Raw genomic sequence first — 24059 nt, 5'->3', positions numbered from 1 at the left:
ACCAGCCGGTACAGGCGCCCGCAACACAGCGGCATCGAGAGAAGGAACAGAAGCCACCATGGCGGGACAGAAGATCCGCATCCGGCTCAAGGCCTATGACCACGAGGTCGTCGACTCCTCGGCTCGGAAGATCGTCGAGACGGTGACGCGTACCGGGGCGCAGGTCGCGGGCCCGGTGCCGCTGCCCACGGAGATCAACCGTTTCTGCGTTATCCGCTCGCCGCACAAGTACAAGGACTCGCGCGAGCACTTCGAGATGCGCACGCACAAGCGGCTGATCGACATCATCGACCCGACCCCGAAGACGGTCGACTCGCTCATGCGCCTCGACCTGCCGGCTGGCGTCGACATCGAGATCAAGCTGTAGGGACCGGACAAATGGACAGGCAAGTCAAGGGGATCCTGGGCGCCAAGCTCGGCATGACCCAGGTCTGGGACAACAACAAGGTTGTTCCCGTGACCGTGGTCGAGGCCGGCCCGTGCGTCATCAGCCAGGTTCGTAGCGCCGAGAAGGACGGTTACTCCGCGGTCCAGCTGGCCTACGGCAACATCGACCCGCGCAAGGTCAAGAAGCCGATCAGCGGGCACTACGCGAAGGCGGACGTGGCGCCGCGCCGGCACATCGTCGAGCTGCGCACCACGGACGCCGGTGAGTACTCGCTCGGCCAGGAGGTCACGGTCGAGGAGTTCCCGGCCGGCGTCACCATCGACGTCACCGGAAAGACCAAGGGCAAGGGCTACGCCGGCCCGATGAAGCGGCACGGCTTCCACGGTCTGGGCGCCGGTCACGGCGTCGAGCGCAAGCACCGTTCGCCCGGTTCCATCGGCGCCTGCGCCACCCCGGGTCGTGTCTTCAAGGGCACCCGGATGGCCGGCCGCATGGGTGGCGTGCGCTACACCGTGCAGAACCTCACCGTCCAGGCGGTCGACACCGAGAACAACCTCCTGCTCGTCCGTGGTGCCATTCCCGGCCCCAAGGGCGCGCTGGTTCTGGTCCGTACCGCGGCCAAGAGCAAGGTGAAGAAGGGCGGTGCGGCCAAGTGACCACCGTTGACGTGCGCACCGTCGAAGGCACCACCAGCGGCTCGGTCGAGCTGCCGGAGGACATCTTCGACGTGCAGGCCAACGTCGCGCTGATGCACCAGGTCGTGGTGGCCCAGCTCGCGGCGGCCCGACAGGGCACGCACAAGACCAAGACCCGCGCCGAGGTTTCCGGCGGCGGCAAGAAGCCGTACAAGCAGAAGGGCACCGGTCGCGCCCGGCAGGGCTCGATCCGCGCTCCGCAGTTCGCCGGCGGTGGCGTGGTGCACGGTCCCGTGCCGCGTGACTACAGCCAGCGGACCCCGAAGAAGATGAAGGCCGCCGCGCTGCGGGGTGCCCTCTCCGACCGGGCCCGCGCCGGGCAGGTGCACGTCGTCGAGGCGTTCGTCTCGGGCGAGAAGCCGTCGACCAAGGCCGCCCTGGCCACGCTGACCAAGCTCACCGAGGCCCGTCGGGTTCTCGTCGTGCTGAGCAGCACCGACGAGCTGAACTGGGTGTCGCTGCGCAACGAGCCGCGGGTGCACCTGATCGAGTCCGGCCAGCTGAACACGTACGACGTGCTGGTGGCCGACGACGTGGTCTTCACCAAGGACGCCCTGGATGAGTTCCTGGGCGTGCCCGCCGAGACCACCGAGGAGGGTGGCAAGTGAGCACGATCGCCGACCCGCGCGACATCATCGTGGCGCCGGTCGTCTCGGAGAAGAGCTACAGCGAGCTGAACCGGAACTGGTACACCTTCCTGGTGCACCCGGACGCGAACAAGACCGAGATCAAGATCGCTATCCAGCAGATCTTCAACGTCCGCGTCCTGACGGTCAACACGCTCAACCGCCAGGGGAAGCGCAAGCGCACCAAGACCGGCTTCGGTCAGCGCAAGGCGACCAAGCGGGCGATCGTGAAGCTGGCTGACGGTGACCGTATCGAGGCCTTCGGCGGCCCGGTCAGCTGAGGGGTGTAGACAATGGCTATCCGTAAGTACAAGCCGACGACGCCGGGCCGACGTGGCTCCAGTGTCGCCGACTTCGCCGAGATCACCCGGTCCACGCCGGAGAAGTCGCTGCTGGCTCCGCTGCCGAAGAAGGGCGGGCGTAACGCCCACGGCCGGATCACCACGCGGCACCACGGTGGAGGTCACAAGCGCCAGTACCGTCTGATCGACTTCAAGCGGGTCGACAAGGACGGCGTGCCGGCGAAGGTCGCTCACATCGAGTACGACCCCAACCGCACGGCGCGCATCGCGCTGCTGCACTACGCCGACGGCGAGAAGCGGTACATCATCGCGCCGAAGGACATGAAGCAGGGCGACCGCGTCGAGTCTGGTCCGGGCGCCGACATCAAGCCCGGCAACAACCTGCCGCTGCGCAACATCCCGGTCGGTACCACGATCCACAACGTGGAGCTGCGTCCGGGTGGCGGGGCCAAGCTGGCCCGTTCCGCGGGTGTCGGCATCCAGCTGCTCGGCCGCGAGGGCGCGTACGCGACCCTGCGTATGCCGTCCGGCGAGATCCGGCGTGTGGACGTGCGCTGCCGCGCGAGCGTCGGCGAGATCGGCAACGCCGACCAGTCGAACATCAACTGGGGTAAGGCCGGCCGTATGCGGTGGAAGGGCAAGCGCCCGACCGTCCGTGGTGTCGCCATGAACCCGGTCGACCACCCGCACGGTGGTGGTGAGGGTAAGACCTCCGGTGGTCGCCACCCGGTCAACCCGCAGGGTAAGCCCGAGGGCCGCACCCGCCGTAAGGGCCAGCCGAGTGACAAGCTGATCGTCCGCCGTCGCTACGCCACGCGTAAGCGCGGCTGAGGGAGATAAGACATGCCTCGCAGCCTGAAGAAGGGCCCGTTCGTAGACGACCACCTGCTCAAGAAGGTGGAAGTGCAGAACGACAAGGGCTCGAAGAACGTGATCAAGACCTGGTCGCGGCGCTCGACGATCATCCCGGAGATGCTCGGGCACACGATCGCGGTGCACGACGGACGCAAGCACGTCCCGGTGTTCGTGACCGAGGCGATGGTCGGGCACAAGCTCGGCGAGTTCGCGCTGACCCGCACGTTCAAGGGTCACGAGAAGGACGACCGGAAGAGCCGTCGGCGCTGACGCCGCGGGCATACGGATAGAGGGAACAAGGGGTTACAGCGATGCCAGGAAAGGGCGACGCTCCGGTGCTTCCGGGCGCGCGGGCGGTTGCGCGGCACGTGCGCATCTCGCCGATGAAGGCGCGCCGGGTGGTCAACCTCGTCCGCGGCCTGCCCGCGAAGGAGGCGCTCACGGTGCTGCAGTTCGCGCCGCAGGCTGCGAGCGAGCAGGTGTACAAGGTGCTCGCTAGCGCGATCGCCAACGCGGAGAACAACGAGCGGCTGGACCCCGACGCGCTGCTCGTCAGCGAGGCGTTCGTGGACGAGGGCCCGACGATGAAGCGGTTCCAGCCTCGGGCGCAGGGTCGGGCGTACCGGATCCGCAAGCGGACCTGTCACATCACCGTGGCGGTCGAGGCGGTCGCGCCGGCAGCGCCGAGGAAGGCCGCGGCCAAGAAGGCCGCTCCGGCCACGGAGGCCGCACCGGCCGAAGCGCAGAGCAAGACGGAGGGCGCCGAGTAATGGGTCAGAAGGTTCACCCCACTGGGTTCCGGCTCGGCATCTCGACCGACTGGAAGTCCCGCTGGTTCGCGGACAAGCTCTACAAGGACTACATCGGCGAGGATGTCAAGATCCGCCGCATGATGTCCAAGGGCCTGGAGCGCGCCGGGATTTCCAAGGTCGACATCGAGCGCACCCGCGACCGGGTCCGGGTCGACATCCACACCGCCCGGCCGGGCATCGTCATCGGCCGTAAGGGTGCGGAGGCCGACCGGATCCGCGGCGAGCTGGAGAAGCTCACCGGCAAGCAGGTCCAGCTGAACATCATCGAGGTGAAGAACCCCGAGTCGGACGCTCAGCTCGTCGCGCAGGGCGTGGCCGAGCAGCTGTCCAGCCGGGTCAGCTTCCGTCGGGCGATGCGCAAGGCCATGCAGTCGGCGATGAAGAACCCGGTCTGCAAGGGCATCCGGGTTCAGGTCTCGGGTCGCCTCGGCGGCGCCGAGATGAGCCGGACCGAGTTCTACCGCGAGGGCCGGGTTCCGCTGCACACGCTGCGGGCCAACATCGAGTACGGCTTCTTCGAGGCCCGTACGACGTTCGGCCGGATCGGTGTGAAGGTCTGGATCTACAAGGGCGACGCCGTCCCGGGCCGGGAGGCTCCGGCCGAGGCCGGTCCGTCCCGCCCGCGTCGTGGTGAGCGCGGCGACCGTCCCGAGCGTCCGCGCCGTGGCCGGTCGGGTTCGTCCGGCACGACGGCTGGCGGCACCGAGGCCGGCCGGGCTGCTGCGACCACCATCGCGCAGCAGGCCGAGACGCCGAGCGGCGAGCCGGTGGACAGCGCTGCTGTCGCCGCCGCGGCTGCTCCGGCAGAAACGCAGCAGGAGGGCTGACAGATGCTGATGCCGCGCAAGCCCCCGAAGGGCTTCCGCAAGCCGCACCACCCGGACCGCAGTGGCGCGTCCAAGGGTGGTAACCGGGTGGTGTTCGGCGAGTTCGGGATCCAGGCTCTCGAGCCGGCGTACGTGACCAACCGCCAGATCGAGTCGGCGCGTATCGCGATGACCCGTCACATCAAGCGTGGCGGCAAGGTCTGGATCACGATCTTCCCGGACCAGGCCCTCACCAAGAAGCCTGCCGAGACCCGGATGGGTTCCGGTAAGGGTTCGCCGGAGTGGTGGGTCTCCAACGTCAAGCCGGGTCGGATTCTCTTCGAGATGTCCTTCCCCAACGAGCAGATCGCGCGAGAGGCCATGCGTCGCGCGATCCACAAGCTCCCGATGAAGTGCCGCATTGTTACGCGCGAAGTGGGTGAATCCTGATGGCAGCGGGCGTTAAGGCGACCGAGCTGCGTGAGCTCTCCGAGGAGGAGCTGGTCACGAAGCTGCGGGAGGCCAAGGCGGAGCTGTTCAACCTCCGCGTGCAGGCCGCAACCGGGCAGCTGGACAACAACCGGCGGCTGCAGGTCATCCGTCGGGAGATCGCCCGGATCTACACGATCATGCGCGAGCGCGAGCTGGGGCTCTCGGCCGCGCCGACTGAGGTGACTGCATCATGACCGAAGACACCGCCACCGCCGCCGCGCGGTCCCGCCGCAAGGTCCGTGAGGGCCTGGTGGTCAGCGACAAGATGGACAAGACCGTCGTGGTCGAGGTCGAGGACCGGGTTCGGCACGCTCTCTACGGCAAGATCATGCGCCGTACGAGCAAGCTGAAGGTGCACGACGAGCAGAACGCAGCCGGCACCGGCGACCGGGTCCTGATCATGGAGACCCGGCCGCTGAGCGCCACCAAGCGTTGGCGGATCGTGGAGATCCTGGAAAAGGCCAAGTAGCGAAGGCTCGAGCTCGCCCGGCGTTGCGTCGGGCGTTGGTTCCGCCAGGCTCCGGCCGCCACGGCGGCCGGAGAACCGGCAGACATAGGAGATAGACGTGATTCAGCAGGAGTCGCGACTGCGCGTCGCCGACAACACGGGTGCCCGGGAGATCCTGTGCATCCGGGTTCTCGGTGGCTCCGGTCGGCGCTACGCGAGTATCGGCGACGTCATCGTGGCCACCGTCAAGGACGCGATCCCGGGTGCCGGTGTCAAGAAGGGCGACGTCGTCAAGGCAGTCGTCGTTCGCACCGCCAAGGAGAAGCGTCGGCCGGACGGCTCGTACATCCGCTTCGACGAGAACGCCGCCGTCATCATCAAGGACGGTGGGGACCCGCGCGGTACCCGCATCTTCGGCCCGGTGGGCCGGGAGCTGCGGGACAAGCGGTTCATGAAGATTATTTCCCTCGCGCCGGAGGTGTTGTGACCGTGAAGGTCAAGAAGGGCGACACGGTCGTCGTCATCGCCGGCAAGGACAAGGGTGCCAAGGGCAAGGTCATCGCGGCCTACCCGCGGCAGGACAAGGTCCTCGTCGAGGGCGTGAACCGGGTCAAGAAGCACACCCGCATCAGCACCACCCAGCGTGGCGCCAAGACCGGCGGCATCGTCACCCAGGAGGCCCCGATCCACGTCTCGAACGTGCAGGTCCTGGACTCCGACGGCAAGCCGACCCGCGTCGGTTACCGGATCGACGACAACGGCCAGAAGGTCCGCATCGCGCGTAGCACCGGTAAGGACCTGTGATGACCACGGCTACCGAAAAGACCATGCCGCGCCTCAAGGAGCGGTACCGCAACGAGATCGTGGCCCAGCTGCGTGAGCAGCACAGCTACGGCAACCCCATGCAGGTGCCGCGGCTGGTCAAGATCGTCGTCAACATGGGTGTCGGCGAGGCTGCTCGCGACGCCAAGCTGATCGACGGCGCGGTCCGTGACCTCGCCACGATCACCGGCCAGAAGCCGCAGGTGCGGCGGGCGACCAAGTCCATCGCGCAGTTCAAGCTCCGCGAGGGCATGCCGATCGGCGCGAAGGTCACCCTTCGCGGTGACCGGATGTGGGAGTTCCTGGACCGGCTGCTGTCCATCTCGCTGCCGCGTATCCGCGACTTCCGCGGCCTGGACGGGCGCAAGCTGGACGGGCACGGCAACTACACGTTCGGTCTGACCGAGCAGTCGGTGTTCCACGAGATCGACCAGGACAAGATCGATCGCCAGCGGGGCATGGACATCACGGTGGTCACGACCGCCACGACCGACGACGAGGGCCGGGCGCTGCTCAAGCTCCTGGGCTTCCCGTTCAAGGAGAACTGAGATGGCCAAGAAGGCGCTGATCATCAAGGCGGCCGCGAAGCCGAAGTTCTCGGTTCGCGCGTACACCCGCTGCCAGCGGTGCGGGCGTCCGAAGGCGGTCTACCGCAAGTTCGGTCTCTGCCGGGTCTGCATCCGGGAGATGGCCCACCGCGGTGAGCTGCCGGGCGTGTCCAAGGCTTCCTGGTAAGGGCGACCGCGTCCCGGCTGTCAGCCGGGAACTCCTGCACCGATTAGGTATTGCTCTTCGCCGTAGGCCCGGGGCTGATGCCCCGGGAACCCCGGCGAGAAAGGCTGACGAAATCCATGACGATGACCGACCCGATCGCAGACATGCTCACGCGTCTGCGTAACGCCAACCAGGCGTACCACGATCAGGTGAAGATGCCCTACTCCAAGATCAAGGCGAACATCGCCGAGGTCCTGAAGGCCGAGGGTTACATCGCCACCTGGTCGGTCGAGGAGCCCGAGGAGGGCGCCGTCGGCAAGCGACTGGTCGTCGAGCTGAAGTACGGCCAGAACCGGGAGCGGAGCCTGGCCGGCATCAAGCGCGTGTCCAAGCCCGGTCTCCGGGTGTACGCCAAGTCGGACGGGCTCCCGCGGGTGCTCGGTGGGCTGGGCGTGGCGATCATTTCGACGTCCCAGGGGCTGCTGACCGACCGGCAGGCCCGCAAGCGGAGTGTTGGCGGGGAAGTCCTCGCCTTCGTCTGGTAACGGGAGACAGGTAGAAATGTCGCGAATTGGACGTAAGTCGATCCCGGTACCGACCGGCGTCGACATCACGATCGACGGGCAGACCGTCAAGGTCAAGGGCCCCAAGGGCCAGCTCCAGCACACCCTCGCCGAGCCGATCACGATCGAGCGGGCGGACAACGGGGAGCTGAGCGTCAACCGGCCGAACGACGAGCGCAAGGCCAAGGAGCTCCACGGCCTGAGCCGTACGCTGATCGCCAACATGATCGTCGGGGTCACCGAGGGCTACCGCAAGAGCCTGGAGATCGCCGGCACCGGTTACCGGGTCACCGCCAAGGGTTCGGACCTCGAGTTCGCGCTCGGGTTCTCGCACCCGGTGGTCGTCTCCGCCCCGGCGGGCATCACCTTCACGGTGGAGCGGCCGACCCTGTTCCACGTGGCCGGCATCGACAAGCAGCAGGTCGGTGAGGTCGCCGCCAACATCCGGAAGATCCGTCCGCCGGAGCCCTACAAGGGCAAGGGCGTGAAGTACCAGGGCGAGGTCATCCGCCGCAAGGCCGGAAAGGCAGGTAAGAAGTGAGCGCCACGCTGCTCAAGCGCCGCCGCGGCGTCGCCGCCAAGCGCGCCGTTGGGCGTGCGCGTCGGCACTTCCGCGTCCGCAAGAACGTTACAGGTACGGCCGAGCGTCCGCGCCTGGTCGTCACCCGTTCGCTGCGACACATGGTCGCCCAGATCGTCGACGACTCCAAGGGTCACACCCTGGCGTCGGCGTCGACCCTGGACGCCTCGCTGCGCGGTACGGAGGGCGACAAGAGCGCCCTCGCCGGCAAGGTGGGCGCCCTGCTCGCCGAGCGGGCCAAGGCCGCCGGCGTCTCCAAGGTCGTCTTCGACCGCGGTGGCAACCGGTACGCGGGGCGTGTCGCCGCGCTTGCCGACGCCGCCCGCGAAGCCGGGCTCGAGTTCTAAACAACCCCGTCACGAGAGATAAGGAAGGCTGCTGATGCCAGGTCAACAGCGCCGTGGCGGCGGGTCCGGTGGCAACGAGGGTGGTCGCCGCGACAACCGCCGTGAGGGCGGCCGCGGAAACGCGCCCGTCGAGAAGACCCCGCACCTTGAGCGGGTCGTCGCGATCAACCGCGTCGCCAAGGTCGTGAAGGGTGGTCGTCGCTTCAGCTTCACCGCCCTGGTGATCGTGGGCGACGGCGACGGCACGGTCGGCGTGGGCTACGGAAAGGCCAAGGAGGTGCCCGCGGCCATCGCCAAGGGTGTCGAGGAGGCCAAGAAGCACTTCTTCAAGGTTCCGCGTATCGGCCAGTCGATCCCGCACCCGGTGACGGGTGAGGACGCCGCCGGCGTGGTGCTGCTCAAGCCGGCCTCGGCCGGTACGGGTGTCATCGCCGGTGGTCCGGTGCGTGCCGTGCTGGAGTGCGCCGGGATCCACGACGTGCTCTCCAAGAGCCTCGGTTCGTCGAACCCGATCAACATCGTGCACGCCACCGTGGCGGCCCTGAAGGGGCTCGAGTCCCCCGAGCAGGTCGCGGCGCGTCGTGGCCTGCCGGTGGAGGACGTCGCGCCGGCCGCCATGCTGGCGTCGCGGGCGGGGGTGGCGCACTGATGGCACGCCTGAAGGTCACCCAGCTCCGGTCCGGTATCGGGACCAAGCAGAACCAGCGTGACTCGCTGCGTTCGCTCGGTCTCAAGCGGATCAACGACGTGGTGGTCAAGGAGGACCGGCCCGAGATTCGCGGCATGATCTTCACGGTCAACCACCTCGTGAAGGTCGAGGAGGTCGAGTAATGACGATCAAGGTTCACCACCTGCGTCCGGCGCCCGGTTCCAAGACCGCGAAGACCCGTGTGGGTCGCGGTGAGGGTTCCAAGGGCAAGACCGCCGGTCGCGGTACCAAGGGTTCCAAGGCCCGTAAGAACATCTCGGCGGCGTTCGAGGGTGGGCAGATGCCCATCCACATGCGCCTGCCGAAGATGAAGGGCTTCAAGAACAAGTTCAAGGTGGTCTTCCAGGTGGTCAACCTGGACCGGCTCGCCGAGCTGTTCCCGAACGGCGGCCAGGTTGGTCCGCTGGAGCTGGTCGAGGCCGGTGCGGTCCGCAAGGGCCACCCGGTCAAGGTCCTCGGCACCGGGGACCTCGGCGGGGTGGCGCTCCAGGTGTCGGCGCACGCGTTCAGCGCGTCGGCCAAGGAGAAGATCGCTGCCGCCGGTGGCTCCGTCACCGAGCTGTAAGGCGTACGACCATGGCGTCCGTCCAGTTGTGAGCAACTGGACGGACGCCATGCTCTTCCTGGGCCGTGTGCGCCCGGTAATATCGGAATCGGTTTATGTAGCCGGGCACACCTGCCCGGAGCGGGACAGGGCTGTTAGAGTCCCATCCCAGCCATGGATTGCGGGCGCTCGCCCGTGATCCACCCCGACCCGCCAGGGATCACCGGCGGCCCGCCTCGCGCAGGAGGAAGAAGTTGCTGTCCGCCTTTCTCAGTGCGTTCCGTACGCCTGACCTGCGCAAGAAGCTGCTGTTCACAGTAGGCATCATCGCGGTCTACCGGCTGGGTGCCACGCTCCCCAGCCCGGGCGTCTCGTACGGCAACGTGCAGAAGTGCCTCGACTCCATCCAGGGTGACACCACGGGTGTGGTGAACCTGCTCAACCTCTTCTCCGGCGGGGCGCTGCTCCAGCTCTCGGTCTTCGCGCTGGGCATCATGCCCTACATCACGGCGTCGATCATCCTGCAGCTGCTGACCGTCGTGATCCCGCGCCTGGAGCAGCTCCGCAAGGAGGGCCAGGCCGGCCAGGCGAAGATCACCCAGTACACGCGGTACCTGACCCTCGGTCTCGGTGTGCTGCAGGCCTCGGCGTTCGTCGCCCTGGCCCGTTCGGGGCAGCTCTTCCAGAACAAGTGCGACCAGTTCCCGATCATCCCGACCGGCACCGGCATCCCGGATTGGCTGACCCTGACCATCCTGGTGATGACGATGACCGCCGGCACCGGCATGGTCATGTGGCTCGGTGAGCTGATCACCGACCGGGGCGTCGGCAACGGCATGTCCGTCCTGATCTTCACCTCGATCGCGGCGCGGCTGCCCAGCGAGGGTTGGCAGATCAAGACCAGCAAGGGCTGGGACATGTTCGCCCTGGTCATCGCGCTGGTTCTGGTGGTCATCACCGCTGTCACGTTCATCGAGCAGGCGCAGCGCCGGATCCCGGTGCAGTACGCCAAGCGGATGATCGGCCGGCGGATGTACGGCGGCACCTCGACCTACATCCCGTTGAAGGTCAACCAGGCGGGTGTCATCCCGGTCATCTTCGGCTCGTCGCTGCTCTACCTGCCGCAGCTGGCCCTGCAGTTCTTCGACCAGAACGACCCGGGCAAGACCCAGGCGTGGATCCAGAACAACCTGGTCAACCCGAGTAGCCCGATCTACATCACGGTCTACTTCCTGATGATCATCTTCTTCACGTACTTCTACGTCTCGATCACGTTCAACCCGACCGAGGTCGCGGACAACATGAAGAAGTACGGCGGGTTCGTGCCGGGCATCCGCCCGGGCAAGCCGACCGCCGACTACCTGGACTTCATCCTCAGCCGGATCACCCTGCCGGGCGCGCTCTACCTCGGCGTCATCTCGATCCTGCCGAACTTCTTCTTCATCTGGCTGGACAACCAGCAGTACCAGAACTTCCCGTTCGGCGGCACCGCTGTGCTCATCATGGTCGGCGTCGGTCTGGAGACCGTGAAGCAGATCGAGAGCCAACTCATGCAGCGGAACTACGAAGGGTTCCTGCGGTAGATGAGACTCGTTCTGGTTGGCCCGCCGGGCGCGGGCAAGGGCACTCAGGCCGAGTTCATCGCCGCGCACCTCTCGGTGCCGAAGATCTCGACCGGGGACATCTTCCGGTCGAACGTCACCCAGGGCACGCCCCTCGGTGTCGAGGCGAAGCGGTACATGGACGCGGGCGAACTGGTTCCCGACGAGGTGACCATCAACATGGTCCGGGACCGGCTGGCCGAACCCGACGCCAGCGAGGGCTTCCTGCTGGACGGCTTCCCGCGGACCACTCCGCAGGCCGCCGCTCTGGACAAGCTCCTCGCCGACCTGGGCACGGCGCTCGACCTGGTCCTGGAGCTGGTCGTCGACGACGACGAGGTGATCCGGCGGCTCTCCGGTAGGCGTACCTGCCGGGGCTGCGGCAAGATCTGGCACGTCGAGTTCGACGCCACCACGCGTCCGGGGATCTGTGACCGGTGCGGCGCCGAGCTGTTCCAGCGCGACGACGACAAGCCGGAGACGATCGCCACGCGGCTCCGCGAGTACGGCGAGAAGACCGCGCCCCTGGTCGACTACTACGGCGCCCAGGGCAAGCTGGTCGGGATCGACGCCACCGGGCCGGTGGAGGACGTCACCACCCGGGCCATCGACGCGCTGCGGTCGTACGGCGGCTGAGGTCCGGCCGGGCCACGGCGGATAGAGTGCGAACAGCGGGGTACGCGAGACGTGCCCCGCTGTTCGGCAACGAAAGGTAATCGCTCCATGCGTCGTCCCCAGCTGGACATCCAGCTGAAGACCCCTGACCAGATCGAGAAGATGCGGGCCGCCGGGCTGGTGGTGGCGGAGGCGCTGCGCCGGATGCGGGAGGCAGTCGCCCCCGGTGTGAGCACCGCCGATCTGGACGCCATCGCCGAGTCGACCATCCGCGAGGCGGGTGCCGTTCCGTCGTTCAAGGGCTACCACGGCTTCCCGGCGTCGATCTGCTCCTCGGTGAACGAGCAGATCGTGCACGCCATCCCCTCGCCGAAGCAGGTGCTCGCCGAGGGTGACCTCATCTCGATCGACTGCGGCGCGGTGCTTAACGGCTGGCACGGCGACTCGGCGATCACCGTGGGGGTCGGCGAGGTCGACCCGGCGCTGCTCAAGATGGCCGAGGTGGCCGAGGACGCGATGTGGGCAGGCATCGCGGCCGCCGCGCGGGGCGCCGCCAGTGGCAAGGGGCGGCTCACCGACATCTCCCACGCGGTGGAGACCGCCGTCCGTAAGGGTGGCCGGTACGGCATCGTCGACGGCTACGGCGGGCACGGCATCGGCACGGAGATGCACCAGGACCCGCACGTGCTCAACCACGGTCGTCCGGGCAAGGGGCCGCGTCTGGTTCCCGGCATGGCGCTGGCCATCGAGCCGATGATCACCATGGCGTCCCCGCGGACTGTCGAGCTGGCCGACGGCTGGACGGTCGTCACCCGGGACGGTTCGGTGGCGGCGCACGTCGAGCACTCGATGGCCCTGCTGCCCGACGGCGTCTGGGTGCTCACCGCCTTCGACGGAGGCCGCGCCCGCCTGGGCGACCTGGTGACCGCCCGCCAACCGGCCGTCTCGACCGCCCCCTGACCCTGACGTCCGGGGTAGGGCGCGGCTGGCGTGTCGGTGGCATGCTTGCCGGCATGGACGGGCGCGACGGGATGCGGGCCGCGGACGCGGACCGGGAGGCGGTGGCCGACCGCTTGCGGGTAGCCCTCGGCGAGGGCCGACTGGACCTGCACGAGTACGACGAGCGCTTGCAGCGGGCGTACGCGGCACGGACGTACGCCGAGTTGGACGCCCTGCTGACCGACCTGCCGCAGGTGACGCCCGCCGAGCGCTCGGCTGTGGCACCTGTCGACCCGGCCGCGCCGGTGAGCGTCGGGCAGCCCGGCCCGGTGGGTGGTGGTGTCACGGCCCGCTGGTTGGCCGAGGTGTGGCTGCCGTACCTCCAGGTGATCGCCGTGGTGGTGACCATCTGGGCCGTGACCTCGCTGCTCAGTCGGGAACTGCTCTACTTCTGGCCGGTCTGGGTGGCCGGGCCGTGGGGTGCCGTGCTGGTGGTCCGGACGGTAACCGGGCTGACCGGGGGAGAGCCTCGGCGGCGAGCGGTCGAGCGGGAACGCCGCCGGCAGCGCAAGCGGGCGAAGCGGGAGCGGCGGCGTGAGCTGGGGTCCACCGGACCGGATGAACGGGACGCGCCGGCCGGCTGACCGTCCCGCCGCCGGCCCCTCCGGCAAGATCATCCGGGATCCGGACGGGGTACGGCCGGCGGCCACGGCGACGCGATGGGTGGCCGGTTTGGCGACGGCCCGCAGGCGGGCGTACACTTTCTGATCGGCGCACAGCGTCCACTCCGGCATGCCCACCCTGCGCTTCGGTGGGTCCTGGAGCCGCGGCTGGCGCGGGCTTCTGATCAAGGTCAGTTTCCCGTGTAAGACGTTGTGGGCCGCCCGGAGCAATCGACGTCAGGACAGCGGAGGACATGCCGAAAAAAGACGGAGCCATTGAGATCGAGGGTCGGGTCATCGAGCCCCTGCCGAACGCCATGTTCCGGGTGGAGCTCGCGAACGGCCACAAGGTGCTGGCTCACATCAGCGGCAAGATGCGGCAGCACTACATCCGCATCCTTCCGGAGGACCGGGTCGTCGTCGAACTCTCGCCGTACGACCTGACCCGCGGGCGCATCGTCTACCGCTACAAGTAGTCCTGACGACGGCCGGGAAGTCCCGTGTCCGTCTTCGACGTCCGGTCTCGCGCACTCCGCGTCGCCGGGCCAGATGGGAAGTAAGGCAACCGTGAAGGTCAAGCCGAGCGTCAAGAGGATCTGCAACAAGTGCCGGGTTATCCGCCGGCACGGCCGGGTCATGGTCATCTGCACCGACCCGCGCCACAAGCAGCGCCAGGGCTGAGTCAGCCCGTCCGGCCGTAACCGGCCGGGTGGCGTTGGTCCGGGCAGATCCCCAGCGACACACATCACACATGCTCGTCCCAGCCACGAGCGGTACGTGAAGACGTACTCCTTTCGTGGCTGACCCCCGGTCGGAGGCCGGGGCCCGCTCGGGCAGCGACCGATCCCGGTCGCCGGCGCTCACCGCGTCGGAAAGACGGGACGGCCGGTAGCGGGATGGGACGGGTCCACACCTCCGCCACACATCACGAGGAGTACGCCCGCACATGGCACGTCTAGTCGGCGTGGACCTCCCCCGCGAGAAGCGGATGGAGATCGCGCTCACCTACATCTTCGGGGTCGGTCGCACCCGCGCCCTGGAGACACTCGCCGCCACCGGCATCTCGCCGGACAAGCGCGCTCGGGACCTCACGGACGAGGAGCTCGTGCAGCTCCGCGACCACATCGAGGGCAACTACAAGGTTGAAGGCGACCTGCGCCGCGAGGTCGCCGCTGACATCCGCCGCAAGGTTGAGATCGGCTGCTACGCCGGCATCCGGCACCGCCGGGGCCTGCCCGTGCGTGGCCAGCGGACCAAGACCAACGCACGGACCCGCAAGGGCCCGAAGCGGACCGTCGCCGGCAAGAAGAAGCCCGGCAAGAAGTAACTAGGAGCGCACAGACTTATGCCACCGAAGGCTCGTGCCGGAGCCGCTGTCAAGAAGGTCCGGCGCAAGGAACGCAAGAACGTCGCCCACGGGCAGGCGCACATCAAGAGCACCTTCAACAACACCATCGTGTCCATCACGGACCCGACCGGTGCGGTCATCTCCTGGGCCTCCGCTGGCCAGGTGGGCTTCAAGGGCTCCCGCAAGTCGACTCCGTTCGCCGCTCAGCTGGCCGCCGAGGCCGCCGCGCGTCGGGCCATGGAGCACGGCATGCGCAAGGTCGACGTGTTCGTCAAGGGCCCCGGCTCCGGCCGGGAGACCGCGATCCGTTCGCTGCAGGCCGTCGGGCTGGAGGTCGGCCAGATCGCCGACGTCACCCCGCAGCCGCACAACGGATGCCGTCCGCCTAAGCGTCGTCGGGTCTGAGAGGTAGAGAGAGATGGCTCGTTACACCGGTGCAGACTGCCGCCGTTGCCGGCGGGAGAAGATGAAGCTGTTCCTCAAGGGCAGCAAGTGCGATGGACCGAAGTGCCCGTTCGAGTCCCGGCCGTTCCCGCCCGGGCAGCACGGCCGCGGCCGCACCAAGGAGACGGAGTACCTGCTCCAGCTCCGTGAGAAGCAGAAGGCCCGTCGTGTCTACGGCGTGCTGGAGAAGCAGTTCCGCGGTTACTACGAGGAAGCCGTCGGCAAGCAGGCCAAGACCGGTGAGGTCCTCCTGCAGATCCTCGAGTCGCGGCTGGACAACGTCGTTTACCGGGCCGGCTACGCCCACTCGCGGGACATGGCCCGCCAGCTGGTCAAGCACGGTCACTTCACGGTGAACGGCAAGAAGGTCGACATCCCGTCGTACCGCGTCAAGGAGCACGACATCATCGAGGTTCGGGGCAAGAGCAAGGAACTCACCCCGTTCATCGTCGCGCAGGCCCAGGCCGGCTCGAAGACGGTTCCGGCGTGGCTTGAGGCCATCCCGAGCCAGATGAAGGTGCTCGTGCACTCCCTCCCGGCCCGGCAGGTCATCGACACGCAGGTCCAGGAGCAGTTGATCGTCGAGCTCTACTCCAAGTAGTCCGAGCTCGTTCGGTGGCCCGCCCTCCGGGGCGGGCCACCGGAACAGTTTGTGTCGTGGACGTCAAATAGCGGGCGTCCCGGAAGAGAAGAGAAAAGATGCTCATCAGCCAGCGACCCTCCCTCTCCGAGGAGTCGATCAACGAGACCCGGTCGCGGTTCGCCATCGAGCCGCTGGAGCCGGGCTTCGGCTACACCCTGGGCAACTCGCTGCGGCGCACGCTGCTGTCGTCGATCCCGGGAGCGGCCGTCACCTCGATCAAGATCGACGGTGTGCTGCACGAGTTCACCACGATCCCCGGTGTCAAGGAGGACGTGGTCGAGCTCGTCATGAACATCAAGGAGCTGTGCGTCAGCTCCGAGCACGACGAGCCGGTCAGCATGTACCTGCGCAAGCAGGGCCCGGGCGACGTGACCGCGGGCGACATCCAGCCCCCGGCCGGCGTCTCGGTGCACAACCCGGACCTGAAGCTCGCGACCCTCAACGGCAAGGGCCGGCTCGACATGGAGCTGACCGTCGAGCGGGGCCGGGGCTACGTGACGGCCGCGCAGAACAAGCAGTCCGGCGCCGAGATCGGCCGCATCCCGGTCGACTCGATCTACTCGCCGGTGCTGAAGGTGACCTACCGCGTCGAGGCGACCCGTGTCGAGCAGCGCACCGACTTCGACCGGCTGATCATCGACGTCGAGACCAAGCCGTCGATGGGTCCGCGTACCGCGCTGGCCTCCGCCGGTTCGACGCTCGTGGAGCTGTTCGGTCTGGCCCGGGAGCTGGACGAGACCGCCGAGGGCATCGACATCGGGCCGTCGCCGCAGGACGCCCAGCTGGCGGCGGACCTGGCCCTGCCGATCGAGGAGCTGGACCTCACCGTCCGTTCCTACAACTGCCTCAAGCGCGAGGGCATCAACTCCGTTGGTGAGCTCATCGGGCGTACCGAGGCCGACCTCCTCGACATCCGCAACTTCGGTCAGAAGTCGATCGACGAGGTCAAGATGAAGCTCGCCGGGATGGGTCTCGGGCTGAAGGACTCGGCTCCGAACTTCGACCCGGCGCACGTCGTGGACAGCTTCGGCGAGGCCGACTACGACACCGACGACTACCGCGAGACCGAGCAGCTCTAGTCCGCGCTGCCGCCACAACTGAGGAGCACCAAAAATGCCCACGCCCACCAAGGGCCCCCGCCTCGGCGGCAGCCCCGCGCACGAGCGGCTGATGCTGGCCAACCTGGCCACTGCGCTGTTCCAGCACGGCAAGATCCAGACCACCGAGACGAAGGCCCGGCGGCTGCGTCCGCTGGCCGAGCAGCTCATCACCAAGGCCAAGCGCGGTGACCTCGCCTCGCGGCGTCGGGTGCTGGGTGTCGTCAAGGACAAGGACGTCGTCTACGCCCTGTTCGACCAGATCGCGCCCCGGTACGCCAACCGCCCCGGCGGTTACACCCGGATCGTGAAGACCGGCCCGCGCAAGGGTGACGCCGCTCCGATGGCGATCATCGAGCTGGTGGAGGAGCTTCAGGTCGCCGAGCCGAAGGCGAACAAGAAGACCGCCGCCCGCAAGGCCGCGCAGCAGGACAAGGTCGAGGCCCTCGCCCCGGCCGACGAGACCCCGAAGTCGGCCGACGCCGACCAGGACTCCGAGGCTCCGGTGTCGGCTTCCGGCGACACCGCCGAGGCGCGCGAGGACAGCGATCTCGCCACCGAGGAGAACAAGGCCTGATCTCGGGCATCGTCGGGCCCGGCACCCCTCGCGGGGTGTCGGGCCCGACCCGTAACAGGAGGTACGAGGTGGACGAGCGGATCCGGCTGCGGCTGGACGTCTCGTACGACGGCGCCGGATTCTCCGGTTGGGCACCCCAACCGACCCGGCGGACCGTCGCGGGGGTGCTCGTCGAGACCCTGGACCTGGTCCTCGGCGCCGGTACGGTCACCGGGTTGACCGTGGCCGGCCGGACCGACGCGGGGGTGCACGCCACGGGGCAGGTCTGCCACGTGGACCTGCCCGTCGACGTGTGGCGGCAGCACGAAGGACGGTTGCTGCGCCGCCTGGCCCGTCTGCTCCCCACCGATGTGCGGGTCCGGGCGATGACCGAGGTGCCTGCCGAGTTCGACGCCCGGTTCTCGGCCACCTTCCGGCGCTACGAGTACCGGGTGACCGACGCGCCGTTCGGCGCGGAGCCGCTGCGGCGGCACGAGGTGCTTGCCTGGCCGCGACCGCTGGACCTGGCCGCGCTGAACGCCGCGGCCGCCGGCCTGGTCGGGGAGCACGACTTCGCCGCGTACTGCCGGCGCAAGGAGAACGCGACGACGCTGCGCGAGGTGACGCGGCTGGACTGGCGTCGGGACCCCGACGGCATCCTGGTCGCCACCGTGCAGGCGGACGCGTTCTGCCAGGCAATGGTGCGCAGCCTGGTGGGGGCCATGCTGGTGGCCGGCGACGGGCGCCGCCCGGTGCAGTGGCCGGGCAGTCTGCTCGTGCACCGGGAGCGGTCCAGCGAGGTGACCGTGGCACCGGCGCACGGGCTGACCCTCGTCGCTGTGGGTTACCCGCAGGACCCGGCCGAGTACGCGCGCCGCGCCGAGCTGACCCGCCGGCTGCGCGTCCCCGTCGAGGGCTGACCGCGGCGGGCCGGCCTGTCGCCGCCGTCAGTCGCCGGGCAGTTCCCCGTCGCCCGTCTCACCGTTCTGGCTGCCGCTGCCCTCCGTGGGGGCCGCCGTCGGTTGCCCGGCCGTGCCGCCGTCGGCGCGCTTCTGGAGCACGCCCTTGTTGAGGTGCAGCTCGATCACGTCGTACATGATCTCCCGGATCCGGGGGTCGCCTGCCTTGACGGCCGCCCCGTCCGTGCGGACCACCAGCGCGTACGCCAGGTAGTGGCCGCGTACCTGCCAGCCGACCCGCGCGGGGGCGGTGCCCAGCACGTTCGTGTCGTCGCCTGCGGTGAGGCCCCGGAAGCGGCCCTGCCGTTCGTCGAGGAGCTGCCGGACCCGTTCCCGGGTCCGCTCGGCGCTCGCCTTGTCGGTGAGGTTGAACAGGCCTGTGGTGACCAGGTGGTCGCCGTCGGGGGTCCGCAGGGTGGCGCGTACGACCTGGTTGCAGCCGAGCCGGACCAGCATGTCTGCCACCTCGCCGGTGGCGGCGACGGCGCAACTGCCGCTGGAGTGTGTCTTGAGCACCTGGTAGGGCGGCTGGCCGTCGGCGAGCTTGAGTTCCTTGCCGGGGAATACCTCCCGGGCGGTGAGCGGGGCCTGGTCGGTGTCCCGCGAGTCGAGGTCCTGCCGTTCGGCGGGCGCGGACGCGGCCGCGTTCGGTTGGTACGTCGGGTTGGTCTCCGGCTGCTGCTTGTCGCGCTCGGACAGGAGTGCGGCGGCGCCCAGGCCGCAGAGCGCGAGCAGGACCAGGACGGCCGCGCCGCCGATCACGACCTGCCAGAGCCGGCCGCCGCCGCGCCTGGTGGTCTGTTCGATCGGCTTCGCCGAGGTGTAGACCTGCTCGCGCGGTGCGGCCAGCGGAATCTCGGCACGGGCCGGCGGCGGCTGTGTCGGCGGCTGTGTCGACGGCAGGACGAGCTGGTTCGGCCTGGGCAGCGACGGCGCGGGGAAGCGCGACGGCGAGGGCCCGGCCGGCGGGGGCGGGCCGTCGAACTCGGCCACGTCGGACCCGGGCTCCGGGTACTCCTCGAAAGCGTCCTGATCGGACTCGTACCGATACACCATGTCGCCCAGAGTAAGAGGCATTGTCCCTTTAGGGGGTAATAACGGGAAATGTATGCGTGGGCCGTGTCGGCGCGTGTCCCGGCCGGTGCGAGAATTGCCGGCGTGACCGGCGACCACTACTTCACCGCTCAACCCGCAAGCGACGCTCCGCCGCGCGAGGTCGAGTTCTCCGTCGCCGACCGCGACTACCGGCTCGCCTCGGCCGGCGGGGTCTTCTCCGCCAGTCGACTCGACCCGGGCACCGCCGTGCTGCTGCGCAAGGCGGAGCTGCCCGACGCCGACACCACAGGCAACCTGCTCGACCTCGGCTGCGGGTTCGGCCCCATCGCGTGCGTCCTGGCCGACGTGGCGCCGGCGAGCACCGTCTGGGCCGTCGACGTCAACGCCCGGGCCCGCGACCTCACCGCCGCCAACGCCGCCCGGATCGGCGCCGGTGACCGGGTCCGGGTCAGCGCGCCTGACGACGTACCCGCGGACCTGACGTTCACCGAGCTGTGGTCCAACCCGCCGATCCGGATCGGCAAGGAAGAGCTGCACGAACTGCTGCTGCGCTGGCTGCCCCGGCTAGCCCCGGACGGCGTGGGCTGGCTGGTCGTCGCCCGGCACCTCGGCGGTGACTCGCTCCAGCGCTGGCTCACCGACCAGGGCTGGCAGGTCGAGCGGCACGCCAGCCAGAAGGGCTTCCGGGTGCTGCGGGTCACCCGGTAAATGGATATGCCCCCGCCGCCGTCTGCGGCAGGATCCCGGCGTGGGATACGTGGACGTGGCAGGGGTCGGGCACATCCTGCCCGACGGTCGGGAACTCTTCGCCGACGTGTCGTTCCGGGTCGGCGAGGGCGCGAAGGTCGCCCTGGTCGGGCCGAACGGTGCGGGTAAGACGACGCTGCTGCGGATGGTCGCCGGGGACCTGCCGGTGCGCACCGGAGTCGTCGCGCGGGCGGGCGGACTGGGCGTGATGCGCCAGTTCATCGGCATGATCGGCGACGAGTCGACGCTCGCCGACCTGGCGCTGTCGCTGGCCCCGCCGGCGCTGCGCGACGCCGGCCTCCGACTCGCCGAAACCGAGGCGGTCATGCGGGCCGCCGAGGTCCGCGGCAAGTACAGCACCGCCGCCGGCAAGGCTCAGCTGGCGTACGCCGACGCGCTCGGCGCCTGGGGCGAGGTCGGCGGGTACGACGCCGAGGTGCTCTTCGACACCGTCTCGACAATCGTGCTCGGCCTGCCCTGGGACGGCGCCCGGGACCGTCCGGTGCGGACGCTCTCCGGCGGCCAGCAGAAGCGCTTCGCCCTGGAGCTGCTGCTGCGCGGCCCGGACGAGGTGCTGCTGCTCGACGAGCCGGACAACTTCCTCGACGTGCCCGGCAAGCGGTGGCTGGAGGCGCGGCTGCGCGAGTCGACCAAGTCGGTGCTCTACGTCTCGCACGACCGCGAGCTGCTGGCCCAGACCGCCGACCGGGTCGTCGCCGTGGAGGGCGGCAGCGCCTGGGTGCACCCGGGTGGCTTCGCCAGCTGGCACGAGGCGCGGGTCGCCCGGCACGCCCGCCTCGACGAGCTGCGCCGACGCTGGGACGAGGAACACCAGAAGCTGCGCGAGCTGATGCTGATGTACAAGCAGAAGGCGGCGTACAACGACGGGTTGGCCTCGCGGTACCAGGCCGCGCAGACCCGGCTGCGCAAGTTCGAGGAGGCCGGGCCGCCGCCCGTACCCCCGAAGGACCAGGACATCCGGATGCGGCTGAGCGGCGGGCGGACCGGCAAGCGCGCGGTCGTCTGCGATCAGCTGGAGCTGGACGGCCTGACATTCCCCTTCGACCTGGAGATCTGGTACGGCGACCGGGTCGCGGTGCTCGGCGCCAACGGCACCGGCAAGTCGCACTTCCTGCGGCTGCTGGCCCGGGGCGGCACCGATCCGGACCCGGCTAACGGGCCTGTCGACGGGGCGGGCGCGCTCGCCCCGGTGGCGCACGACGGCACGGCCCGGCTCGGCGCGCGGGTCCGCCCCGGGCACTTCTCGCAGACCCACGACCGGCCGGAGCTGATGTCCAAGACCCTCGTGGAGATCCTGTGGCGGGGTGACGACCACCGCACCGGGATGGACCGGCACGCCGCCATGGGGGTGCTCAGCCGCTACGAGCTGGCCGGGCAGGGCGACCAGCGCTTCGGCACCCTCTCCGGCGGCCAGCAGGCCCGGTTCCTGGTGCTGCTGCTGGAGCTGTCCGGCGCGACGCTGCTGCTGCTCGACGAACCGACCGACAACCTCGACCTGGCCAGCGCCGAGGCACTCGAAGCGGGCCTGAACGCGTTCGAGGGGACGGTGATCGCGGTCACCCACGACCGCTGGTTCACCCGGTCCTTCGACAGGTTCGTGCTGTTCCGGGGCGACAACGAGGTGGTGGAGACCCCGGAACCGGTCTGGGACGTCGGGTGATCCCCGACGACCTGCCCGACCGGCTCTGCGCCGTCCGGGGGGTGGTCGCCGTGACGCTCGGTGGCAGCCGGGCACGTGGCGAGCACCGCCCGGACTCCGACTGGGACCTGGGCCTGTACTACCGGGGCGAGCTGGACGTGCCGGCGCTGCGTGCGGTCGCCGCGACGGTCGTCGACGACACCGACGTGGCGCTCACCGCCCCGGGTGGCTGGGGGCCCTGGGTCGACGGCGGTGGATGGCTGCGGATCGGCGGGGCCGCGGTGGACTGGATCTACCGGGACCTCGACCGGGTGGACCGGGTCTGGACGGACTGCCGGGCCGGCCGGTACGAAATCGGGGCGCAGGCCGGGCACCCGCTCGGGTTCTACTCGTCGGCCTATGTCGGGGAGGTGGCGCTGTGTCAGGTGCTCGCGGACCCGACCGGCCAGCTGACCCGACTGAAGGAGCAGACCCGGGAGTACCCGCCCGCGCTCGCCGACGCGCTGGTGGCGGGCGGCTGGGAGGCCGGGTTCCTGCTGGCCGGCGCGGCCAAGGCCAGCGCCGGCGGGGACAGCGGCTACGTGGCCGGATGCCTGTTCCGGGTGGTCGGGGTGCTGGCCCAGGTGCTGCACGCCCGAGCGGGCCGCTGGCTGGTCAACGAGAAGGGAATGATCGCCGCCACGGGACGACTGCCCGGCGCGCCACCTGACTTCGAGCGGCGGGCGCAGGCACTCCTGGGCGCCGTCGGTCGTCGCCCCGCCGAGCTGGCGGAGACAGTCGGCGCAGCCCGTGCGCTTGTCGCCGAGGTGGTCGGCTGAGCCGCCGCCCAGGTGGGCCGCACCCGGCGGGCATAGGGTGGATCTCGTGACTGACATGACCTATCGCCGGCTGGGCGACTCCGGGCTCGTGGTGTCCGTGGTCGGCATCGGCTGCAACAACTTCGGCCGCAAGCTCGACCTCGACGGCACCCGCGCGGTGGTCGACGCCGCCCTGGACGCCGGAATCAACCTGTTCGACACCGCCGACATCTACGGCGAACCGCAGGGTGGCTCCGAGGAACTGCTCGGGCAGGTCCTCAAGGGTCGCCGCGACGACGTGGTGGTGGCCACCAAGTTCGGCATGGACATGAACGGCCTCAACGGGCCGGACTTCGGCGCGCGTGGCGCCCGCCGCTACATCGCCCGCGCGGTCGAGGCGTCGCTGCGCCGGCTCGGCACGGACCACATCGACCTCTACCAGATGCACGAGCCCGACCCGGGCACCCCGATCGACGAGACCCTCGCCGCCCTGGACGACCTCGTCCGCGACGGCAAGGTGCGCTACCTGGGCAACTCCAACTTCGCCGGCTGGCAGATCGCCGACGCCGACTGGGTCGCCTCGTCCAACGGCCGCTCCCGCTTCATCAGCGCGCAGAACCACTACAGTCTGCTGGAACGCTCGGTGGAGACCGAGGTCATCCCCGCCTGCGAGCGGTTCGGCCTCGGCATGCTGCCGTTCTTCCCCCTCGCCAACGGCCTGCTCACCGGCAAGTACAAGCGCAGCGAGCAGCCGCCGGCCGGCAGCCGGCTCTCCGGCGGTGGCCGGTACGCCGAGCGACTCGCCGCCGCCGACTGGGACACCATCGAGGCGATCGAGGCGTACGCGAACGAGCGGGGTCTGACGATGCTCCAGGTGGCGATCGGCGGGCTGGCCGCCCAGCCGGCGGTGACCTCGGTGATCGCCGGTGCCACCACTCCCGAGCAGGTGCGGGGCAACGCCGCAGCCGGGACGTGGGAGCCCAGCGACGAGGACCTGGCCGCGCTGCGCGCCGTTCTCTGAGCTCTTGACGGTCGAGGCGGAGTTCAGCGGACGATTGTGGCGCACATCACTACAATCGACCTGGCGTCGAGCCTGCCTGATCGTCGCTCCTTCGTCGAAAGTCGTCCCGGGAGGATCCTGACGCGGCTCTGAAGGGGCGGTAGGCATCGCCCTCTACGTGACCCAGGGGCGGTGAATCTCTTCGCGGAGCCGGCGTCTGAGCACTGTTGAC

38 protein-coding genes are annotated in these 24059 nt (G+C 69.2%); 37 read left to right on the top strand and 1 reads right to left on the bottom strand.

From position 1 onward, the window contains the following. Positions 1-58: 58 nt before the first annotated feature. From rpsJ to truA, 33 genes are all read left to right on the top strand, one after another. Positions 59-367, top strand: coding sequence for a 30S ribosomal protein S10 (rpsJ, locus tag ACZ6N8_RS22090; RefSeq protein ID WP_007073037.1), 309 nt, complete (start codon positions 59-61; stop codon positions 365-367). 11 nt (positions 368-378) lie between these two features. Further along, positions 379-1044 carry a 50S ribosomal protein L3 gene (rplC, locus tag ACZ6N8_RS22085; protein WP_139585963.1) on the top strand — a complete coding sequence of 222 codons (666 nt, stop codon included), beginning with the start codon at positions 379-381 and terminating at the stop codon, positions 1042-1044. Further along, on the top strand, positions 1041-1691 hold the full coding sequence (gene rplD, locus ACZ6N8_RS22080; RefSeq protein WP_466012332.1) for a 50S ribosomal protein L4: 651 nt from the start codon (positions 1041-1043) through the stop codon (positions 1689-1691). Before rplC ends, rplD begins: the two co-directional genes overlap by 4 nt. Then, positions 1688-1990, top strand: a complete 303-nt coding sequence (gene rplW / locus ACZ6N8_RS22075) for a 50S ribosomal protein L23 (RefSeq protein ID WP_007465304.1) — start codon at positions 1688-1690, stop codon at positions 1988-1990. Before rplD ends, rplW begins: the two co-directional genes overlap by 4 nt. 12 nt (positions 1991-2002) lie before the next feature. Continuing rightward, complete coding sequence (gene rplB, locus ACZ6N8_RS22070) at positions 2003-2842, top strand: 50S ribosomal protein L2 (RefSeq protein ID WP_007465301.1); 840 nt, start codon at positions 2003-2005, stop codon at positions 2840-2842. A 12-nt stretch (positions 2843-2854) separates the two neighbouring features. Then, on the top strand, positions 2855-3136 hold the full coding sequence (gene rpsS / locus ACZ6N8_RS22065) for a 30S ribosomal protein S19 (RefSeq protein WP_007465299.1): 282 nt from the start codon (positions 2855-2857) through the stop codon (positions 3134-3136). A 41-nt stretch (positions 3137-3177) separates the two neighbouring features. Continuing rightward, positions 3178-3636 (top strand): 50S ribosomal protein L22, encoded by a 459-nt coding sequence (rplV, locus tag ACZ6N8_RS22060; RefSeq protein WP_139585967.1) that lies wholly within the window; start codon positions 3178-3180, stop codon positions 3634-3636. Beyond that, positions 3636-4505, top strand: coding sequence for a 30S ribosomal protein S3 (gene rpsC, locus ACZ6N8_RS22055; RefSeq protein ID WP_007465294.1), 870 nt, complete (start codon positions 3636-3638; stop codon positions 4503-4505). Before rplV ends, rpsC begins: the two co-directional genes overlap by 1 nt. A 3-nt stretch (positions 4506-4508) precedes the next feature. Continuing rightward, positions 4509-4934: a 50S ribosomal protein L16 gene (rplP, locus tag ACZ6N8_RS22050; RefSeq protein WP_121653126.1), complete on the top strand. Its 426-nt coding sequence runs from the start codon at positions 4509-4511 to the stop codon at positions 4932-4934. Next, positions 4934-5170: a 50S ribosomal protein L29 gene (gene rpmC / locus ACZ6N8_RS22045; RefSeq protein ID WP_007465283.1), complete on the top strand. Its 237-nt coding sequence runs from the start codon at positions 4934-4936 to the stop codon at positions 5168-5170. Before rplP ends, rpmC begins: the two co-directional genes overlap by 1 nt. Continuing rightward, positions 5167-5445, top strand: coding sequence for a 30S ribosomal protein S17 (rpsQ, locus tag ACZ6N8_RS22040; RefSeq protein WP_109817183.1), 279 nt, complete (start codon positions 5167-5169; stop codon positions 5443-5445). The genes rpmC and rpsQ overlap by 4 nt, the downstream gene beginning before the upstream one ends. A 97-nt stretch (positions 5446-5542) precedes the next feature. Further along, positions 5543-5911 carry a 50S ribosomal protein L14 gene (gene rplN, locus ACZ6N8_RS22035; protein ID WP_007073026.1) on the top strand — a complete coding sequence of 123 codons (369 nt, stop codon included), beginning with the start codon at positions 5543-5545 and terminating at the stop codon, positions 5909-5911. Continuing rightward, a complete protein-coding gene (gene rplX, locus ACZ6N8_RS22030; protein WP_007465276.1) occupies positions 5908-6228 on the top strand; it encodes a 50S ribosomal protein L24 in 321 nt (106 codons plus the stop codon). Before rplN ends, rplX begins: the two co-directional genes overlap by 4 nt. Next, positions 6228-6794: a 50S ribosomal protein L5 gene (gene rplE / locus ACZ6N8_RS22025; protein ID WP_364375599.1), complete on the top strand. Its 567-nt coding sequence runs from the start codon at positions 6228-6230 to the stop codon at positions 6792-6794. Before rplX ends, rplE begins: the two co-directional genes overlap by 1 nt. Before the next feature lies 1 nt (position 6795). Further along, on the top strand, positions 6796-6981 hold the full coding sequence (locus ACZ6N8_RS22020; protein WP_007465272.1) for a type Z 30S ribosomal protein S14: 186 nt from the start codon (positions 6796-6798) through the stop codon (positions 6979-6981). Positions 6982-7097: 116 nt separating this feature from the next. Beyond that, positions 7098-7505 carry a 30S ribosomal protein S8 gene (gene rpsH, locus ACZ6N8_RS22015; protein ID WP_007465270.1) on the top strand — a complete coding sequence of 136 codons (408 nt, stop codon included), beginning with the start codon at positions 7098-7100 and terminating at the stop codon, positions 7503-7505. Positions 7506-7521: 16 nt separating this feature from the next. Beyond that, positions 7522-8064, top strand: a complete 543-nt coding sequence (gene rplF / locus ACZ6N8_RS22010) for a 50S ribosomal protein L6 (RefSeq protein ID WP_364375594.1) — start codon at positions 7522-7524, stop codon at positions 8062-8064. Then, entirely contained in the window at positions 8061-8450 is a 390-nt protein-coding gene (gene rplR, locus ACZ6N8_RS22005; RefSeq protein WP_139585972.1) for a 50S ribosomal protein L18, read from the top strand. The genes rplF and rplR overlap by 4 nt, the downstream gene beginning before the upstream one ends. A gap of 34 nt (positions 8451-8484) precedes the next feature. Then, positions 8485-9099, top strand: a complete 615-nt coding sequence (gene rpsE, locus ACZ6N8_RS22000) for a 30S ribosomal protein S5 (protein WP_074314587.1) — start codon at positions 8485-8487, stop codon at positions 9097-9099. Further along, positions 9099-9281, top strand: a complete 183-nt coding sequence (gene rpmD / locus ACZ6N8_RS21995; protein ID WP_030329904.1) for a 50S ribosomal protein L30 — start codon at positions 9099-9101, stop codon at positions 9279-9281. The genes rpsE and rpmD overlap by 1 nt, the downstream gene beginning before the upstream one ends. Further along, the gene (gene rplO, locus ACZ6N8_RS21990; RefSeq protein ID WP_088987584.1) at positions 9281-9724 is read left to right on the top strand and encodes a 50S ribosomal protein L15; all 444 of its coding nucleotides are present in this window, start codon (positions 9281-9283) and stop codon (positions 9722-9724) included. The genes rpmD and rplO overlap by 1 nt, the downstream gene beginning before the upstream one ends. Positions 9725-9957: 233 nt before the next feature. After that, positions 9958-11286, top strand: coding sequence for a preprotein translocase subunit SecY (gene secY, locus ACZ6N8_RS21985; RefSeq protein WP_357986640.1), 1329 nt, complete (start codon positions 9958-9960; stop codon positions 11284-11286). Then, complete coding sequence (locus tag ACZ6N8_RS21980; protein ID WP_282264468.1) at positions 11287-11940, top strand: adenylate kinase; 654 nt, start codon at positions 11287-11289, stop codon at positions 11938-11940. It abuts the gene before it with no gap. Between the two features lie 87 nt (positions 11941-12027). Continuing rightward, positions 12028-12879 (top strand): type I methionyl aminopeptidase, encoded by an 852-nt coding sequence (gene map, locus ACZ6N8_RS21975; RefSeq protein ID WP_357986643.1) that lies wholly within the window; start codon positions 12028-12030, stop codon positions 12877-12879. Between the two features lie 53 nt (positions 12880-12932). Then, positions 12933-13502, top strand: coding sequence for a DUF1707 SHOCT-like domain-containing protein (locus tag ACZ6N8_RS21970; protein ID WP_466012328.1), 570 nt, complete (start codon positions 12933-12935; stop codon positions 13500-13502). Between the two features lie 272 nt (positions 13503-13774). Further along, a complete protein-coding gene (gene infA / locus ACZ6N8_RS21965; RefSeq protein WP_007073013.1) occupies positions 13775-13996 on the top strand; it encodes a translation initiation factor IF-1 in 222 nt (73 codons plus the stop codon). A 91-nt stretch (positions 13997-14087) separates the two neighbouring features. After that, the gene (rpmJ, locus tag ACZ6N8_RS21960; RefSeq protein WP_012184307.1) at positions 14088-14201 is read left to right on the top strand and encodes a 50S ribosomal protein L36; all 114 of its coding nucleotides are present in this window, start codon (positions 14088-14090) and stop codon (positions 14199-14201) included. A 265-nt stretch (positions 14202-14466) separates the two neighbouring features. After that, complete coding sequence (rpsM, locus tag ACZ6N8_RS21955; protein ID WP_007465236.1) at positions 14467-14847, top strand: 30S ribosomal protein S13; 381 nt, start codon at positions 14467-14469, stop codon at positions 14845-14847. Positions 14848-14865: 18 nt separating this feature from the next. Continuing rightward, entirely contained in the window at positions 14866-15273 is a 408-nt protein-coding gene (gene rpsK / locus ACZ6N8_RS21950) for a 30S ribosomal protein S11 (RefSeq protein ID WP_030329919.1), read from the top strand. A 13-nt stretch (positions 15274-15286) separates the two neighbouring features. Beyond that, positions 15287-15913, top strand: coding sequence for a 30S ribosomal protein S4 (gene rpsD, locus ACZ6N8_RS21945; RefSeq protein WP_030489600.1), 627 nt, complete (start codon positions 15287-15289; stop codon positions 15911-15913). Positions 15914-16011: 98 nt separating this feature from the next. After that, positions 16012-17034: a DNA-directed RNA polymerase subunit alpha gene (locus tag ACZ6N8_RS21940; RefSeq protein ID WP_364375578.1), complete on the top strand. Its 1023-nt coding sequence runs from the start codon at positions 16012-16014 to the stop codon at positions 17032-17034. 34 nt (positions 17035-17068) lie between these two features. Continuing rightward, positions 17069-17629 (top strand): 50S ribosomal protein L17, encoded by a 561-nt coding sequence (gene rplQ, locus ACZ6N8_RS21935; protein WP_357986649.1) that lies wholly within the window; start codon positions 17069-17071, stop codon positions 17627-17629. Between the two features lie 68 nt (positions 17630-17697). Then, on the top strand, positions 17698-18528 hold the full coding sequence (gene truA, locus ACZ6N8_RS21930; RefSeq protein ID WP_466012326.1) for a tRNA pseudouridine(38-40) synthase TruA: 831 nt from the start codon (positions 17698-17700) through the stop codon (positions 18526-18528). 27 nt (positions 18529-18555) lie between these two features. On the opposite strand, the gene ACZ6N8_RS21925 is transcribed toward truA, so the two are convergent. Beyond that, positions 18556-19623, bottom strand: a complete 1068-nt coding sequence (locus ACZ6N8_RS21925) for a hypothetical protein (RefSeq protein ID WP_466012325.1) — start codon at positions 19621-19623, stop codon at positions 18556-18558. Positions 19624-19725: 102 nt separating this feature from the next. Here ACZ6N8_RS21925 and ACZ6N8_RS21920 point away from each other — a divergent pair, with 102 nt between their 5' ends. The 4 genes from ACZ6N8_RS21920 to ACZ6N8_RS21905 are packed head-to-tail and all read left to right on the top strand — an operon-like array spanning position 19726 to position 23848. Then, on the top strand, positions 19726-20331 hold the full coding sequence (locus tag ACZ6N8_RS21920) for a class I SAM-dependent methyltransferase (protein ID WP_466012323.1): 606 nt from the start codon (positions 19726-19728) through the stop codon (positions 20329-20331). Between the two features lie 40 nt (positions 20332-20371). Next, entirely contained in the window at positions 20372-22051 is a 1680-nt protein-coding gene (locus ACZ6N8_RS21915; RefSeq protein ID WP_466012322.1) for an ABC-F family ATP-binding cassette domain-containing protein, read from the top strand. Then, positions 22048-22848, top strand: a complete 801-nt coding sequence (locus ACZ6N8_RS21910; protein ID WP_466012320.1) for a nucleotidyltransferase domain-containing protein — start codon at positions 22048-22050, stop codon at positions 22846-22848. Before ACZ6N8_RS21915 ends, ACZ6N8_RS21910 begins: the two co-directional genes overlap by 4 nt. A gap of 37 nt (positions 22849-22885) precedes the next feature. Then, entirely contained in the window at positions 22886-23848 is a 963-nt protein-coding gene (locus ACZ6N8_RS21905) for an aldo/keto reductase (protein ID WP_466012318.1), read from the top strand. Positions 23849-24059: the final 211 nt, after the last annotated feature.

The organism is Micromonospora sp. NPDC047521 (assembly GCF_055587305.1).
The sequence above is the reverse complement of the archived record's forward strand: the minus strand, read 5'-3'. Positions and strand labels throughout refer to the sequence as shown.

Excerpts from the sequence above, each read along its gene's own strand:
- rpsM (WP_007465236.1), top strand. The coding sequence starts at position 14,467 with ATGGCACGTCTAGTCGGCGTGGACCTCCCCCGCGAGAAGCGGATGGAG.
- rpsS (WP_007465299.1), top strand. The coding sequence starts at position 2,855 with ATGCCTCGCAGCCTGAAGAAGGGCCCGTTCGTAGACGACCACCTGCTC.
- rpmC (WP_007465283.1), top strand. The coding sequence starts at position 4,934 with ATGGCAGCGGGCGTTAAGGCGACCGAGCTGCGTGAGCTCTCCGAGGAG.
- rplB (WP_007465301.1), top strand. The coding sequence starts at position 2,003 with ATGGCTATCCGTAAGTACAAGCCGACGACGCCGGGCCGACGTGGCTCC.
- rplO (WP_088987584.1), top strand. The coding sequence starts at position 9,281 with ATGACGATCAAGGTTCACCACCTGCGTCCGGCGCCCGGTTCCAAGACC.
- infA (WP_007073013.1), top strand. The coding sequence starts at position 13,775 with ATGCCGAAAAAAGACGGAGCCATTGAGATCGAGGGTCGGGTCATCGAG.
- rpsE (WP_074314587.1), top strand. The coding sequence starts at position 8,485 with ATGCCAGGTCAACAGCGCCGTGGCGGCGGGTCCGGTGGCAACGAGGGT.
- rplE (WP_364375599.1), top strand. The coding sequence starts at position 6,228 with ATGACCACGGCTACCGAAAAGACCATGCCGCGCCTCAAGGAGCGGTAC.
- ACZ6N8_RS21970 (WP_466012328.1), top strand. The coding sequence starts at position 12,933 with ATGGACGGGCGCGACGGGATGCGGGCCGCGGACGCGGACCGGGAGGCG.
- rpsH (WP_007465270.1), top strand. The coding sequence starts at position 7,098 with ATGACGATGACCGACCCGATCGCAGACATGCTCACGCGTCTGCGTAAC.
- rpsQ (WP_109817183.1), top strand. The coding sequence starts at position 5,167 with ATGACCGAAGACACCGCCACCGCCGCCGCGCGGTCCCGCCGCAAGGTC.
- rplP (WP_121653126.1), top strand. The coding sequence starts at position 4,509 with ATGCTGATGCCGCGCAAGCCCCCGAAGGGCTTCCGCAAGCCGCACCAC.
- rpsD (WP_030489600.1), top strand. The coding sequence starts at position 15,287 with ATGGCTCGTTACACCGGTGCAGACTGCCGCCGTTGCCGGCGGGAGAAG.
- rpsJ (WP_007073037.1), top strand. The coding sequence starts at position 59 with ATGGCGGGACAGAAGATCCGCATCCGGCTCAAGGCCTATGACCACGAG.
- ACZ6N8_RS22020 (WP_007465272.1), top strand. The coding sequence starts at position 6,796 with ATGGCCAAGAAGGCGCTGATCATCAAGGCGGCCGCGAAGCCGAAGTTC.
- rpmD (WP_030329904.1), top strand. The coding sequence starts at position 9,099 with ATGGCACGCCTGAAGGTCACCCAGCTCCGGTCCGGTATCGGGACCAAG.
- rpsK (WP_030329919.1), top strand. The coding sequence starts at position 14,866 with ATGCCACCGAAGGCTCGTGCCGGAGCCGCTGTCAAGAAGGTCCGGCGC.
- rplC (WP_139585963.1), top strand. The coding sequence starts at position 379 with ATGGACAGGCAAGTCAAGGGGATCCTGGGCGCCAAGCTCGGCATGACC.
- ACZ6N8_RS21940 (WP_364375578.1), top strand. The coding sequence starts at position 16,012 with ATGCTCATCAGCCAGCGACCCTCCCTCTCCGAGGAGTCGATCAACGAG.
- rplF (WP_364375594.1), top strand. The coding sequence starts at position 7,522 with ATGTCGCGAATTGGACGTAAGTCGATCCCGGTACCGACCGGCGTCGAC.
- ACZ6N8_RS21980 (WP_282264468.1), top strand. The coding sequence starts at position 11,287 with ATGAGACTCGTTCTGGTTGGCCCGCCGGGCGCGGGCAAGGGCACTCAG.
- ACZ6N8_RS21925 (WP_466012325.1), bottom strand. The coding sequence starts at position 19,623 with ATGGTGTATCGGTACGAGTCCGATCAGGACGCTTTCGAGGAGTACCCG.
- map (WP_357986643.1), top strand. The coding sequence starts at position 12,028 with ATGCGTCGTCCCCAGCTGGACATCCAGCTGAAGACCCCTGACCAGATC.
- rpsC (WP_007465294.1), top strand. The coding sequence starts at position 3,636 with ATGGGTCAGAAGGTTCACCCCACTGGGTTCCGGCTCGGCATCTCGACC.
- rplV (WP_139585967.1), top strand. The coding sequence starts at position 3,178 with ATGCCAGGAAAGGGCGACGCTCCGGTGCTTCCGGGCGCGCGGGCGGTT.
- rplQ (WP_357986649.1), top strand. The coding sequence starts at position 17,069 with ATGCCCACGCCCACCAAGGGCCCCCGCCTCGGCGGCAGCCCCGCGCAC.